13 protein-coding genes are annotated in these 13,463 nt (G+C 46.0%); 5 read left to right on the top strand and 8 right to left on the bottom strand.

The window, feature by feature from the left end; translation table 11 throughout:
* Positions 1-2: 2 nt before the first annotated feature.
* The 3 genes from MKX46_RS00325 to MKX46_RS00315 form a co-directional block, all read right to left on the bottom strand.
* Positions 3-845 carry a hypothetical protein gene (locus MKX46_RS00325; protein ID WP_029517063.1) on the bottom strand — a complete coding sequence of 281 codons (843 nt, stop codon included), beginning with the start codon at positions 843-845 and terminating at the stop codon, positions 3-5.
* Between the two features lie 16 nt (positions 846-861).
* Positions 862-4,857 carry a type VII secretion protein EssC gene (essC, locus tag MKX46_RS00320; RefSeq protein WP_341070749.1) on the bottom strand — a complete coding sequence of 1,332 codons (3,996 nt, stop codon included), beginning with the start codon at positions 4,855-4,857 and terminating at the stop codon, positions 862-864.
* A gap of 67 nt (positions 4,858-4,924) precedes the next feature.
* Positions 4,925-5,245 (bottom strand): hypothetical protein, encoded by a 321-nt coding sequence (locus MKX46_RS00315; RefSeq protein ID WP_029517061.1) that lies wholly within the window; start codon positions 5,243-5,245, stop codon positions 4,925-4,927.
* 389 nt (positions 5,246-5,634) lie between these two features.
* On the opposite strand from MKX46_RS00315, the gene MKX46_RS00310 reads away from it, so the two are divergent.
* Entirely contained in the window at positions 5,635-5,874 is a 240-nt protein-coding gene (locus tag MKX46_RS00310) for a hypothetical protein (protein WP_013370782.1), read from the top strand.
* Between the two features lie 129 nt (positions 5,875-6,003).
* Here MKX46_RS00310 and MKX46_RS00305 read toward each other — a convergent pair whose 3' ends face one another.
* Entirely contained in the window at positions 6,004-6,153 is a 150-nt protein-coding gene (locus MKX46_RS00305; RefSeq protein WP_023988262.1) for a hypothetical protein, read from the bottom strand.
* Between the two features lie 216 nt (positions 6,154-6,369).
* Here MKX46_RS00305 and MKX46_RS00300 point away from each other — a divergent pair, with 216 nt between their 5' ends.
* Positions 6,370-7,389 (top strand): flagellar motor protein MotB, encoded by a 1,020-nt coding sequence (locus MKX46_RS00300; protein ID WP_318626633.1) that lies wholly within the window; start codon positions 6,370-6,372, stop codon positions 7,387-7,389.
* 118 nt (positions 7,390-7,507) lie between these two features.
* Here MKX46_RS00300 and MKX46_RS00295 read toward each other — a convergent pair whose 3' ends face one another.
* The 3 genes from MKX46_RS00295 to MKX46_RS00285 form a co-directional block, all read right to left on the bottom strand.
* Complete coding sequence (locus MKX46_RS00295) at positions 7,508-7,846, bottom strand: L,D-transpeptidase (protein ID WP_318626635.1); 339 nt, start codon at positions 7,844-7,846, stop codon at positions 7,508-7,510.
* 82 nt (positions 7,847-7,928) lie between these two features.
* The gene (rsgA, locus tag MKX46_RS00290) at positions 7,929-9,026 is read right to left on the bottom strand and encodes a ribosome small subunit-dependent GTPase A (protein ID WP_029517058.1); all 1,098 of its coding nucleotides are present in this window, start codon (positions 9,024-9,026) and stop codon (positions 7,929-7,931) included.
* Between the two features lie 477 nt (positions 9,027-9,503).
* The gene (locus tag MKX46_RS00285) at positions 9,504-10,100 is read right to left on the bottom strand and encodes a DUF2087 domain-containing protein (RefSeq protein WP_029517057.1); all 597 of its coding nucleotides are present in this window, start codon (positions 10,098-10,100) and stop codon (positions 9,504-9,506) included.
* 294 nt (positions 10,101-10,394) lie between these two features.
* Between MKX46_RS00285 and MKX46_RS00280 the strand changes: the two genes are divergently transcribed.
* The 3 genes from MKX46_RS00280 to MKX46_RS00270 all read left to right on the top strand — a co-directional run bounded on the left by MKX46_RS00280 (position 10,395) and on the right by MKX46_RS00270 (position 12,460).
* On the top strand, positions 10,395-11,366 hold the full coding sequence (locus tag MKX46_RS00280; protein WP_029517056.1) for a YpdA family putative bacillithiol disulfide reductase: 972 nt from the start codon (positions 10,395-10,397) through the stop codon (positions 11,364-11,366).
* Positions 11,367-11,388: 22 nt separating this feature from the next.
* On the top strand, positions 11,389-11,832 hold the full coding sequence (locus tag MKX46_RS00275; RefSeq protein ID WP_039273550.1) for a DUF441 domain-containing protein: 444 nt from the start codon (positions 11,389-11,391) through the stop codon (positions 11,830-11,832).
* 115 nt (positions 11,833-11,947) lie between these two features.
* Complete coding sequence (locus MKX46_RS00270) at positions 11,948-12,460, top strand: hypothetical protein (protein ID WP_039273552.1); 513 nt, start codon at positions 11,948-11,950, stop codon at positions 12,458-12,460.
* Positions 12,461-12,593: 133 nt separating this feature from the next.
* Here MKX46_RS00270 and MKX46_RS00265 read toward each other — a convergent pair whose 3' ends face one another.
* Positions 12,594-12,896 carry a HesB/YadR/YfhF family protein gene (locus MKX46_RS00265; RefSeq protein WP_039273555.1) on the bottom strand — a complete coding sequence of 101 codons (303 nt, stop codon included), beginning with the start codon at positions 12,894-12,896 and terminating at the stop codon, positions 12,594-12,596.
* Positions 12,897-13,463 lie beyond the last annotated feature (567 nt).

Raw genomic sequence — 13,463 nt, 5'->3', positions numbered from 1 at the left:
CATCACCCTTCTTCTGTCACTTCTTCATTCACTGCCGACTGTTTCAACCAATTTAATAATAAATCCACAAACTGATCTCTTGAAGCCATAGCTGCAATCAGCCAGTCCCCGTTACCACTAGAGCTCATCCGAAATATCCAGTTCATTGCAGGACACAGGACAAAGGCTGCCCGTTGTGATTCCCACTCCCTGCCGTTCCAAACCAGCAATTGCAGTTCTCCCTCAGCTACACGGGAACTCAAAGACTGAGCCAGTCTTGCAGACCCCTCTGCATCTCCGCTAGCCTCGGTCAGTTTACTGCTGATCAAAGACACACTTTCTCCTGCCGATTGCTCGTAAATTTTATTAAACGCCTGCTTGGAGAACATTAGTGCGGGGGATTCAGGCACAAGTCGATCTACCCAACCCATTTTATCAATCAATGTCTCGCAAGCCTTTTCCACATTACCCAGATCGTACAATCGATACTCATCGGGTTCATCAGCGGATTTCACGAGTTCCACTACACGCTCGTTCGTGCAATGGAGATAGCCTTCAAATTGCTTACCTCCCCGCACATAGCGTATACGGCAAGCCCTATTGGATAATCCCGCGATAGCGACTCTTGAAAAAACAGTAGGAGGCATTGCTAGCTCTTTGCCCTTATCTACCCGCTTTAGATAACCCTTTTCCAAAAGAGTAGCTTTTACTTGCTCCCACTCTTCCGCCAACTCCTCTGCTAGATAGCCCTTAAACGGATCTTCCACCCCAAGCAGTCTGTCAGAACCCAATACGCCTGCCAGAAAAAACAGTTCCTTCGCCTTGAGGGTTATTAACTTCTGCTTGGAAGCTTGAAACGTTAACATTATGAGCCACCTCCCTTCAAACTACAACATGCCATCGGTCACGAATTTTCGTTATCCAATCCTCACAGCTCACTTGCTCTGAGAAGGGAATTGCCGCTTTTATCCTGGTAAATTTGCGCCGTACGTAGTACCCCTGCCCAGGTGGCAGGACTTTTAGTCCACCAGTAGCGGCGTTCGCCTCCGAATAAGGGATACGAAAGAACGATAGATCATTCGAATCTAGTGTTCCAAATAGCATACCGCTTTGGCTTGCCTTGACATCATTAAACCAGTCCACACCAAAGGTAGGGAAATCAGATGGCACACCCGAGAGCACGACATGCACATTGCGATCACGTCCCAACCGTACAATGGCGGAGAGCTGATCCTTTATCATAAAATCGTTCAGTTGCTTGCTTAACATATCCGCATCATCAATGACCAGGAGCAATTCGGGATCATTCCCCTCCTTGTTCCGTTGTTGAACAATATCATACACTTGCTGTACCAGAGGTCCCATTTCTTCCTCACTTTCGGCAGCAGCCTTAACATGAGGAAGATGTCGTAATCTAGATAGTCCCCCGCCTCCATAGCGTGTATCGATCGTATAGACTTCCAATTGATCGGGTGATGTATAATAAGCCAGCGATATAATCCAGCTCATTAGAAAGGAGGTTTTTCCACCCTCCATTGGACTACCCACAATAAAATTGGGCCCTTCTTTCAGATTCAGGAGAAAAGGCTCAAGATCGTCACTCTGTAGGCCTACAGGTACTTCGTAAGGTAGTGCGCCCGATGGTCCACTCGTCCGATCCCACTGCTGAAGCAGTTCCGATAGTGGAATCCGCTCAGGTAATGGTAGGATAGCTGGTGCGTGCTTGCCTTTCCATTCCTGCACAATGCCAGCAATATTGCGGCGTAGCCGTGCTGATCGCTCCGCCTCATCTTCTCCTGGTGAAGGCAGTGCCGTCTGGAACTCCAGCGGAGGAACATGCCCTTTAACCAGAGCGCGACCTGGAATTAACGGTCCTGGCGTTTTGGCTGGTCGCCCTACCGCATAGTAATAGTCACTCGGGTCGGACATTTCAAAAGAAACAGCATTCGGTATGTTACTGCGGAATTTCTCAAACACATCGGTAATCCGGTTCGCTGTAATGATAAACGTGATGCCTAGACTACCCCCTTCTCGCAAAAGAGATTCCAGCAGTTCATTTTCATCTGGATAAGCATTACGGAAATTAAGATATCCATCAATAACTACGACAATTTGCGGAATATCCTCGACAGCAGAACGTCGATAAGAGCTTATTGTTTTGACTCCAGCCTCGGAAAGCATTTCCTTGCGTACGGCCACCATCTTGAACAGATAACGGAACAATCGCTTGATCCGGTCATCCTCCTCAGCCATCATAACAGCCCCGATTTGGGGAAGTTCCCCAAAGTCGCGCATCGTTCGACCCATGTCAATGATATAACCGTTCCAATGATTCGCAGCAAATCGCTGAGCCGTGGACATCAGCAACGTATGCAAAAAGGTTGTTTTCCCCATGCCGGGCATGCCATACACAGCCCAATGACCATGATCTAGCGATGCATAAATTGGCTCCTGTCGCTGATTCGGCAAATCATCCACTAGACCAATAAGAGCCTTCAGCTCCAAAGGTGATGATGTACTATCTATTTCGGTGCATACCGGCAAATTTGTTAAATCCAGCAATTCAGGCAGCGGCGGAAGCCACGGTCCCTGAAGCCGTTCGATCCCTGCCTTAGCAGCCTCATTCGCAATATAATCAATAAATACTTGAAGCTGTTTAGGGGCTTCTTCTCCTTTTAAGCCTGAGCTTGCCCGTTCGCCGCCCGTCAGTAGCGCTTCACGTTTTCCGTTCAGTCTCACTTCATGTACAGGTAGTGCAGAAGAAATATCGCTGTTGCCTATATACGGCGCACCGCTCCAAGCAAACTGCATCTCTTCAAATACTTCGTCACTACCCACTTGGAAATATCCTCGTCCCGGCTTCGTAATCCACGCGGCATTCGGTATTTTCAACATGTCACGGCTATCGCCTTCGCTTTGCACCCGTAAGCAGATGCGGAATCTGGAGTTACTCCAAATCTTGTCATCCACGACACCTGCGGGCTTTTGCGTCGCCAAAATCAAATGGACACCTAGTGTCCGCCCAATCGCAGCAATACTGATTAGCTCGTCCATAAACTCTGGCTGATCCCGCTTTAATTGTGCAAATTCATCAATAATAATAACCAGATGAGGCAGCGGTTGTTCCTGCCGCTGCCGGAGTAGTCTGTAATATTCATCAATATGCTGTAAATTGCCTGCATCGTTCAATATCTTCTGCCGACGAACCAGTTCTGCTTTAAGAGATATTTTGGCACGTTCAATCAAATTATTGTCCAAGTTCGTGATCGTACCCACAACATGCGGCAAGTTAACGAACGTGTTGGACATGCCTCCACCCTTGTAATCGATCAGCATAAAAGCAAGATCATGCGGATGAAACTCGGCAGCAAGCGAGGCTACAATGGACTGGATAACCTCACTCTTTCCTGAACCCGTTGTACCGGCGATCAAGCCATGGGGACCATGCCCTTGACGCTCTATCTTATCATGCAGGTTAATCATAATCTTCTTGCCGCCTGCTCGCACGCCCATTGGCACAGGTAAGGTATCAGGATGGCGGTTACGTCGCCACCGATCTGCCACATCCAGTTCTTCCACACTTGCTACGCTCATCATATCAAACAGAGGCAGCACAGCGGGAATATCAGAAGCAGAGGAACGCTTCAAGCGAATAGGAGCCATGTACCGCGCTAATGCATCGGCTTCCTCTTTTGACAAACGATCCGGTTTAAAACTTTGCTGTTCAACCTCCGCCGACTCTGATTTACGGGCATATACGCCCTGCTCTTTGGAAGCCTCCACAATCAGCTGACACTGCATCGGCAAAGCCTCTTTACGAGAAGCCAGCACAATCGTACACGCATCAATGGTTCGGCCGTCTTCCAATAACAACGGCAGCAACGGTTCTTCCTCAATCAGCTGGGTGTCAGATAAAACAACGACATAACAAGGGACTTCCATCCCTTTGCCTTGACGCTCATTACGATTATTTTTACGGCGGTTCAGTCTGGCAAACAGAAAATCTGCTAATTGATGTGCACTACTACTGCGGTCTGACATCATTCTCTGGATTCGGTCATCATCCCACACATGTGGAAGCCAGCGCATCCAGGTCCATTCACTTTCCTCTCGCTCGTCATAGAAGGAAGCAATTTTCACTTCATCTGGCGAGTGACGAACCGTCACTTGTGCCAAAATGACTCTTAACGCAGCAAGGGTATGTTCCCGATCGCCGACCAATCCAACCACTTTGGATTGAAACAGCGGTAATGCAATGGAAGCAGCGTCTACCAGACGAAATTCTTCTTCCAGTTCATCCGCAGCTCCCAACAAAGGATCTCGGTCATAACCGTCTGGGCGTGGAATTTGCAATTTTATATGAAAGGGAACTTGTCCAGTTCCAATACGCACCTGCAAAAAGTCCTCATCCTCCGGTGATCGTTCCCAAAGTGAACTGTTGCGGTTTTTGACAATTTGAGTGCATATTTGCGGGTCACCGTGAATTTCATATAGTGTGCGAATTTGCTCCTCGCGTTTCATTTCAAGTTCTTCACGATGCTTTTGGAGCTGCTCTCGGTACATCCGGTCCCGTTCCTCTAGCTTACGCTTGTATTCCTTCTTATTATTTAGATAGACAAAAAAAGGAATCGTATAAGATGTAAGCATCATGACCACAGTGACCATTTGGAACATCAAATAGTTACTGTTGCCCATCTTGCCTGTTTTGCTCATATATACGTAAAAGCCTATAGTCACCAACGTCATCATTAACGGAATAAGTATAGATATAATAGAAAAAGACGGCTTGCTCGGCTCAGCCGGAGGCCGTAAAATCTCCAGCTTCTCCTCTCGGAGCGCCGGCCTTAATCTCGGGGATCGCTGGTATAATGCATTCAAGACAAAAGTCCCCCTTTTCGCTTACTATTTCATTTTACCAAGGTTTCATATAATTTCATGTGTGTATTTACCCATTTTTTTCATTTTGAAACAGAGAACGCCTTCCATACACAGGCGCTTCGTCCTGAGTTGTCGAAAAAGCGCGCTGAATACGCACAGTACAGCCTTCCCGCAAGCCGGATCCTGTAAGTAGCTGGTTATCTCCCACCCTGAACCAGAGCCCTTCCGGGAACTTTGCTTCCATAATATATTGCATGCCTTCCGCCGGAGGCTCGCCGAAAATGCGCACACCCAGCATCAGCTTTAAATGTTCCACCGAGTATTCATCAGCTACCTCGATGTCAAACCACTCTGTTTCCTGTCGTCCTGAAAGCACGGTCAGGATCATCTGTCATCCCTCCCGATCCTTAATATATAGCAAAGTTCACGCAAAAAGCCTATTTCCACGGAAATATGGCTATCGTAACTGTAGCATCCGACTATTAGACTGTCAATTTGTTACAAAATACCCACTCCAAAAATAAAATAGTGACTTTGGTCATATTTTCTCATATTAGTAGAGTCATTGGTATCAATAATATGTATTGGATCGGTTCTAATATGGGTATATACGTCATTTTGTCGATTAGTTAGAACTAAATTCGATTGTTACCTAGATTGTTGTGAACACTTTGTAAATTTTTCAGACCTTTATGTTTTTATAAGGTGTTTTTAAGGTAATTTTAAGAAACGGGCACTACAATTAAGCCATGAAATAACTCAGGCGAGGTGATTTTTGTGAGAACATTAATTACATTTCAAAACAAACGTATTCCCGTATACTTCAATCAAGAAAATAAGCAACCAGTACAAAAAACATTAAAACTTCTAAGTAACACTTTGGAGAATAAAATCTCCAGCGGCAAGCGTGCCCTTCAAAAATGCCTTAACTCTTTGATCAGTATAGAGATTGTCGGTTGTGAAGCCATCCTGCATAGTGTTAGTGAAAATGATTCATTGGCATTGTCCCTCTATTAAGAGGGACTTTTTTTTGTCCACTTTAGACACACAAAAAAGAGAGGGACATTTCAGCACCCTCTCCATATCAGCAGCTTTAAAACATGATACATGTGACTTACCGCAGCTTATGGATTGATCAGACTTTATTTAAAGTATTCTGCGATAACCTTTTTTACCGCCTCGTTCCTTATTCTGCGCCTTCTCAATCCGTATTCTAAACAGTTCTAGTAAATTAGCGCGTGTATGCTCTTCCCGGCAGTTGTCCAGCTTTTTTAAGATAAAACGGTCAATGGACATATGACTCAGGCTCCTTTACAGCAAGCTGCCCCTGCTTTTCAAGGGGATGATCAGGCTATCCATTTTTAACCATTCCGCCTGTTGTTTAAACAGGTACGTTCCTTATAGGATAAAGCAGGCGGGATTACATACCCTTTAATAAGGGTAAATACATAAAGTTTCGATAATTTTATCACGTTAAGCCTGGAAGCTATGGACAAGGAGCGAACAAAAACCATGAGTAAACACATGATTACCAAAATAGTCTGCAACCTTTTATTCGCATTCTTAATTCTAACGATGCTGGCTGCATGCAGCAGGGAAAAAGCTTCAACCCGGAGTATAGCCCAACATGAAGCTGAAGCACGTGCCTACACCGTAACGGGTAATCCCAACCAAGGTGCATCATCCCTTGATGAACGAGCTGCAAATCATACACCTGTCCATCGGCAAGGCAGCAGCTATGTCGAAATATCAGGTGGCGTCAGCATTGATAAAAATACCGTGAAGGTTACAGGACATTCCAACCTCCCGGCCGGAGCACGGATCAAAGGGAATCTTGCGGTCAAAAACTCCCTGTTAACTGGGTACACGGATGAGACAACCGTTCAAAAGGACGGAAGTTTTGTACTCCAGGTACAACGCCCCGGAATACAGGGCAGTATGGATCTGACTGTTCTGTTCCGTCCAGATGACCAAAACAATGAAATACGAAATCTGTATGGCAGCGGTGGCAACAAATTGGAAGGTCCTTATGTATATCAATACGAAGAAAACAAACAGCTTCTGCATGAAGTTCGGATCGGGGCTGAATTTGATCCTGAGCAAGAACGCAATACCCCTTTAGTTAAACCCGTCTGGAACAAACCTAAGGACTACGGTAGCCCTCAAGTGTGGATTAAGCCTGACGTGAAGCAAGAAGGTAACTATTATCATGTATATGCGCGCAGCAATTTGCTGGAAGGGTCGGACGTCAAACTCAAGATTGATTTTCCGGGACGATGGCAGTTTGGCTACGATGATCAGACCAAAGTTATGCCTGACGGCTCCTTCAGCATGAGGGTTAAAAAGCCGAGCCTTGCCAACCGCTACACCATAGTCATAAGTTTCGAACCAAACGAAGATATGTGGACTGACGCCAAACAGGCGTACGGTACACAAGGAGAACGCCTTTCGGGACCGTTAATCAAGTCCGCAGACGAAAAAGAGGGCTCCAAACAGATTGAAGCCCGTATCCCTATCCAACCCAAATCGTAACTAAACGCAGCATCTAACTTAAAGTTACGGCCGTTCGCCATGAAATACGCTTCACAGATACAGTCTATGACGCGGTTTCCACGTATGAGTAGATACAGAGTCTCATGTCGTCTAACCGCTACGGCTGTATCGTGACTGGCGTGCCTATACTTACCTTCTCCTGAAGCTCAAGCACATCTTTATTCTGCATTCGAATGCAGCCATGTGACACCATCTTGCCGATGGACCATGGCTCATTGGTGCCGTGAATGCCATAATGCGGCTTGGACAGCCCCATCCAGAATGCTCCGAAAGGGCCGCCGGGATTAGGCTGCTTGTTAATAATCGTAAATTGCCCATGCGGTGTCTGTGTAGCCAGCTTGCCAATACCGACTGGATAACTAAGAACAACCTGATCTCTATCTTTCAAATATAAACGACGATCCGATAAATCCACCACAATGCTGTAGTTCGGCATATATTCACCCCTTTATACCATATGCCGACTACAACATAGATTTTCGTATATTTTTACATTTGATACTTCACTGCAGTTCGGCTCACCACTCCACATCACGTCGCCAGCCACTTCGCTGATCCCTACGCCCCGGGGTTGTGCTTGAACGGCTATCTTTCCTGCGCCGGTCTGCTTCCTTACGCGCCTGGTATTCCAGTTCCCGCTGCATTTTGCGATAATTGTTCACTCTGGATTCCGACAATTCCCCTCTCTCTATAGCTTCCTCCACTGCACATCCAGCTTCGCCCTTATGCTTGCAATCTGCAAAACGGCACTGCTGCGCCGTTTCCATAATATCCGTGAAGGTATGAGCGACACCCATGGAATCATCCCATAGATTAAGCTCGCGCATACCAGGTGTATCCAGCAAAACGGCTTGCTTTGCGATAGGAAAAAGCTGTCGGTGAGTGGTTGTGTGCCTGCCCCGACTGTCTTCCTCCCTCACATCCTGTGTCAGTTGAACCTCAGACTCGGAGAGCCAGTTTACTATCGTGGATTTGCCACTACCGGAAGAGCCTGTCAAAGCAACTGTAGAGCCAGGCTGAAGAAACGTCTCCAGTTGCTCTCTGCCTTCATTCTGCAAAGCAGAAATAACGATAACAGGTACACCAGGGGCAACTCCCTCCGCTTCAGCAACCCGTTGTTCGACATCTTCACAAAGGTCACTCTTACTCAAAACGACAACCGGGTTTACCCCGCTGTTCCAAGCCATAATTAAATACCGTTCCAGTCTGCGCATATTAAAATCATGATTCAGCGCATTAACAAGGAACAGCGTATCCACATTGGTAGCGATCAGCTGCTCCCTCGTCTCAAAGCCCGCTGCCTGTCTAGATATTCGACTTTTCCGCGGCAAGACGGCATGAATTACTGCATCCGACACTTCATCTGGCGTAGTGATTGCTAGCCAGTCCCCTACAGCAGGCATTTCCGCCGGATCGACAACAGCATGTCGTAGCTTACCTGAAGACACTCCCCAGCGTTCTCCATCCATTGTGATAAGCTTCACCTTTTGTCCATAATCGGCAATCAAGCGAGCAGGACGTACCTGTGTATTTCCTGTGCGTTCCTCAAAGCCTTGCTTCCATTGGTCCCAAAAAACGTTCCAGTAATCAGACCAACCGTATTCATGTATACTCATTGTTTTCCTCCTGAATTCATTGTTCATTTTTGATCGTAATGTTATTTGATAGGTGTACATTTTCTCCCCGCATGCGAACAACGCGAAAAATCCGCAGGGGTTTCCCTGCGGAGGGTATACGATTCAGGTCGATGCCATCCGTTCGTTCACTTAAGCAAGCAGTCTCACAGACCACTCCCCAGAACCAACAACTGGATAACAAGACGCCTAACCATAAAAAATCCGCAGGGAATCACTCCCTGCGGATTTCGTTGGTTCTACTGTCCAACCAACTGCTAAGCCAAGACCATAGATCTATACAGTCTTTAACCGTGCATTGTCCGTGCGGGAGACAAGTCATTCTGCTGCTGAACCCATCCATTCATGTTCGTACGCATATAACATCGCCTCCTCCTAAAATTTCCTTTATCATACAAGTCCATCAATTGTCTGTCAAGGCGGCTACGAAACTTTTTTGAAATCTTGGTCAAGTTTCGTTTAGCGTACCTGATCCCAGCGCGTCCACATCTCACGCGGGTTCAATTCGTACATTTCCCGTTCCCTGTACATAAACTGATGCATAATCAGCTCACGCCGAATCGTTGCAAAATCCTCATGGTATTGCTTGATCCACTCGTTTAATTCACGTTCAGGATACATGCGGCCTGGCTCCAGCTTTTCTGCCAGCATCTGAAGTACGATCAATTTTTTCTTATACTGCGCAGGGATTTGGCGCAACTTGCCGTCCTTGGAAAAAAAATTGCGTAAGACCGATGCCTCCAGCGTTTCATTCAACTCTGACATCTCTTCCTCCCCCTCTCCTTTTTCGAAAATAAATCGCACCGTCGCCTCGGCATGCTGCCGGATCAATTCTGGATTCAGTGTAAAATACACCGTGTTTTTATCACGTCGTTCCTTAATCAACCCAGTCTCACGAAGTTTGGAAGCATGATGCGTAACAGTCGGTTGGGACAAATTCAGCTTTTTCGCCAAAGCTTGGCCATGCATCTCCCCACAGGACAAAAGAAGTAGTATCCGCATTCGCGTTGGATCAGCAAGTGCTTTATGATAATTGACCATTTTATCCAGTTGCATCGTTATTGCACCTCTTTTCACTAGTACATACTTGCTATGCAAACGAATTCAATCACATAAATTAGATATATATCTAATTATATGTTCACTAAATGTGGCTGTCAATCTTCACCGTCTGTCATCTTTTCTGAAAACGGCTGGATATTGTGTTCGCATTGCGGTAGGATTATTATTTGAAAACTTCTCACATACTGAGCGATTTGCTTCAATCCTGAGATCCGTTTTTAATCGTCAAAATAATGTTAACCCTACAAAACTGGCGTAATAAACCAATACAACTGGAGGTTCAACCAAATGCACGACGTAATCATTATCGGTGGCGGACCCTGCGGACTATCTGCTGCAATCGAATGCAGCCGCAGAGGTTTGCAAACTGTCATTATTGAAAAAAGCAACATCGTTCACTCCATTTTTCTGTATCCGACGAACATGCAGTTTTTTAGCACCGCTGAACTACTTGAAATCGGTGATATTCCATTCAGTACCCCTAATGACAAACCTTTTCGTCATGAAGCACTGGCGTACTATCGTAAGGTAGCCACTCATTATAACTTGAACATTCAGCATTATGAGGAGGCCCAGTCCATTCATCGCCAGGACGACGGTACATTTACGGTACACACCCTGAGCAAAGGAGAAATAACCAAAACGTATTCGTCACGCTATGTCGTTGTGGCTACAGGATATTTTGATCATCCGAACTATTTGGGCATTCCCGGGGAACAATTGGATAAAGTCACTCACTATTTCAGCGAAGCCCATCCCTACACAGGAACCCGGGTTGCAGTTATCGGTGGCAGTAACTCTGCGGTAGATGCTGCGATGGAATTAGTGCGGGTCGGAGCTACGATTGATATGGTATATCGTCGAAGCGAGTTGTCCCAATACATCAAGCCGTGGGTTCGTCCACTGTTTGACAGTATGGTACAAAAAGGGAAGATCACGCTGCATTTAGGCGCACGCATTACCGAAATTCATCCAGACCATGTCGTAGTCACTCCGCTGGACACTGAAGCATTCCGACTCGAAAATGATTTTGTACTGGCACTGACTGGATTTCACCCGGAACGAAAACTACTGGAGTCTGTCGGCGTTCATATGGCTGAAGATCTGGACAAACCAGAATTTAATCCTGCCACGATGGAAACGAACATCCCAGGTATATATGTCGCGGGGGTCATCGCTTCAGGCAGCAATGCCAATGAAGTGTTTATTGAAACAGGCCGCTGGCACGGGCGTCAAATCGCGGAGCATATCCAAAGCTAAATAAACGAAGGAGAACATCTGTATGGATTACAGCTCACTTATCTTACTGGTATTGGCTGGTCTTGGGATTGTTAGTGGCAACTCTACCGTGACTATTGCCATGGTTGTATTACTGCTGCTGCGGGTAACCAGCTTTCATTCTGCTTTCCCCTGGCTCGAAAAGTATGGCCTGACGATCGGAATTATTATTTTGACGATTGGGGTCATGACCCCGCTAGCCAGCGGTAAAATCAGCATCAATCAGGTGATGGAGTCCTTCCTGCACTGGAAATCACTGCTCGCGATTGGTATCGGAATTCTGGTAGCCTACCTTGGCGGCCGCGGAGTAACTTTGATGTCTGGACAGCCCATTATTGTGACAGGTCTACTGATTGGGACCGTCATTGGCGTTGCCTTCTTTAAAGGAGTTCCTGTTGGACCTCTAATTGCTGCCGGATTGCTTTCCTTGTTAATTGGCCGCAGCTAAATTCGTACAACAAATATAGGAATAAATGATAGCAATCTGCATGTCGGGCTGAATTCAGTCCCGCTTTGTGGTATACTCATATCGCATAATTTGGTAAATGCAGGAGGCTTGACCGATGTCTCGACAATTTGTAACGGAAGCTGTAATGGTGGCTATATACGGCCAACTTCTTACATCTCCCGCCCCTGTGGAATATATGGTGCCTTACACATCACTGCTAGAGCTATACGAATTCCAGGATAGCACAGAGCCGCTCATGGATAATCCTATGGACGATCAACATGTGAAGCGGAAGGTAAGCGAGTTGATCAGTTATTTTGAGGAACCGTTGAATCAGAAAAAAATTCGGCGTGCGCTTCAGATGCCTTGGGCCAAGAGCTTGCCTATTCTATTCGATGCCAATACATCACTCATTATCATTAATGCTGTTGATACAGCACATTACGGAGAATATTTTGATCCAATTGAGACTGAACTGGTGTTAACAGCTCAGCGTGAATCATTACCCATTCTGACGGATCAATTGGACTGGATCCACCGCATTATCGAAGCTTCCGTACCTGTACATGTGTACGACATTGATGATTTTGATTTTGCACTCGATGGCCCGATACTTAACAACCCTTAACATACGACATACCCGCCTTAACCACAAAAAAGCGGCGGAGCATCATGTACAGGTTCATCTCCTGTAACACGATACTCCGCCGCTTTTCATGTCCAAGAACAATTATTTGCACGCTATGATTGACAGTGGAGTACTAAGCTTGTCCATCCTCAACATAGGTATAAATAATGTCATCATGTTCCTCCAAATACTTAACTTCCAGATGATGGCCCTTGAGATACCAGTAATCCTGGTCCTCCATATAAAACGTAATGCCAGCCGCTTCATGCTGTAATACGGGGTGCTGCGGAGGCTCTACGGCAATTCCCAGAGAAAAGCCTGGATGCAACCCACCGCCAGAGCTATAGCGAACAAAAAAACGGATCGAATCTCCACGTTTCAAACCAAGCTCCTTAATATACCACTGTGCCGCAGGTTCAGTTACCTGTATGCTCATGCGCTATTCTCATCTCCTTATACAATGACGTCTGCTAACTATATCATAGCATTTTTTAGAATGACCACCAACCGTCCTAACCCAGCCAGTTTCTTGGACAAGCCATATACATTTTTTTGAAAAAGGTTTGACAATTCGCAAAAAAGGGTGTTAAGATTCAACCATACGAGATCCATTTTGAAATTTATTACCAATTTGAACGATTACTCATGTTAGAATGAACCCATTTTGAGGAAGAAAGGAGTGTTACCGGTGCTAAAATTTCCTATTGCATTTTACCCACATCTACAAACACAACAACTTCATACCGGAGCATCTCCCCTGTCGCATCCTTCAGAATTGGGCCATTCACGTTGTATGGTTTAATACGAGTGGCTGCCTGCGTTTGAGCAGTTTTTCAGTGGTGAGTGTGCTGAAAATACCTGCGCGCCATATGATATTGAGATTTAAGGCATATCGTCTGCGGACGGTATGCCTTTTTTGTGCCTGTTGTCGGATCTTACTTGTGGCAGCAAGCCCTGTTGTTTCTTCAAAATGGTACACAACTCTCGAATGAACTTGTCATGA

The organism is Paenibacillus sp. FSL P4-0113 (assembly GCF_038009305.1).
Classification (GTDB): domain Bacteria; phylum Bacillota; class Bacilli; order Paenibacillales; family Paenibacillaceae; genus Paenibacillus; species Paenibacillus polymyxa_D.
Note: the sequence above shows the minus strand (reverse complement) of the source record. Positions and strands in the feature narration are given on the sequence as shown.

What these genes read in the sequence shown, in the direction of transcription:
- MKX46_RS00325 (WP_029517063.1), bottom strand. Translation starts at nt 845, where the DNA reads ATGTTAACGTTTCAAGCTTCCAAGCAGAAGTTAATAACCCTCAAGGCG.
- MKX46_RS00315 (WP_029517061.1), bottom strand. Translation starts at nt 5,245, where the DNA reads ATGATCCTGACCGTGCTTTCAGGACGACAGGAAACAGAGTGGTTTGAC.
- MKX46_RS00305 (WP_023988262.1), bottom strand. Translation starts at nt 6,153, where the DNA reads ATGTCCATTGACCGTTTTATCTTAAAAAAGCTGGACAACTGCCGGGAA.
- MKX46_RS00300 (WP_318626633.1), top strand. Translation starts at nt 6,370, where the DNA reads ATGAGTAAACACATGATTACCAAAATAGTCTGCAACCTTTTATTCGCA.
- MKX46_RS00295 (WP_318626635.1), bottom strand. Translation starts at nt 7,846, where the DNA reads ATGCCGAACTACAGCATTGTGGTGGATTTATCGGATCGTCGTTTATAT.
- rsgA (WP_029517058.1), bottom strand. Translation starts at nt 9,026, where the DNA reads ATGAGTATACATGAATACGGTTGGTCTGATTACTGGAACGTTTTTTGG.
- MKX46_RS00285 (WP_029517057.1), bottom strand. Translation starts at nt 10,100, where the DNA reads ATGCAACTGGATAAAATGGTCAATTATCATAAAGCACTTGCTGATCCA.
- MKX46_RS00280 (WP_029517056.1), top strand. Translation starts at nt 10,395, where the DNA reads ATGCACGACGTAATCATTATCGGTGGCGGACCCTGCGGACTATCTGCT.
- MKX46_RS00275 (WP_039273550.1), top strand. Translation starts at nt 11,389, where the DNA reads ATGGATTACAGCTCACTTATCTTACTGGTATTGGCTGGTCTTGGGATT.
- MKX46_RS00270 (WP_039273552.1), top strand. Translation starts at nt 11,948, where the DNA reads ATGTCTCGACAATTTGTAACGGAAGCTGTAATGGTGGCTATATACGGC.
- MKX46_RS00265 (WP_039273555.1), bottom strand. Translation starts at nt 12,896, where the DNA reads ATGAGCATACAGGTAACTGAACCTGCGGCACAGTGGTATATTAAGGAG.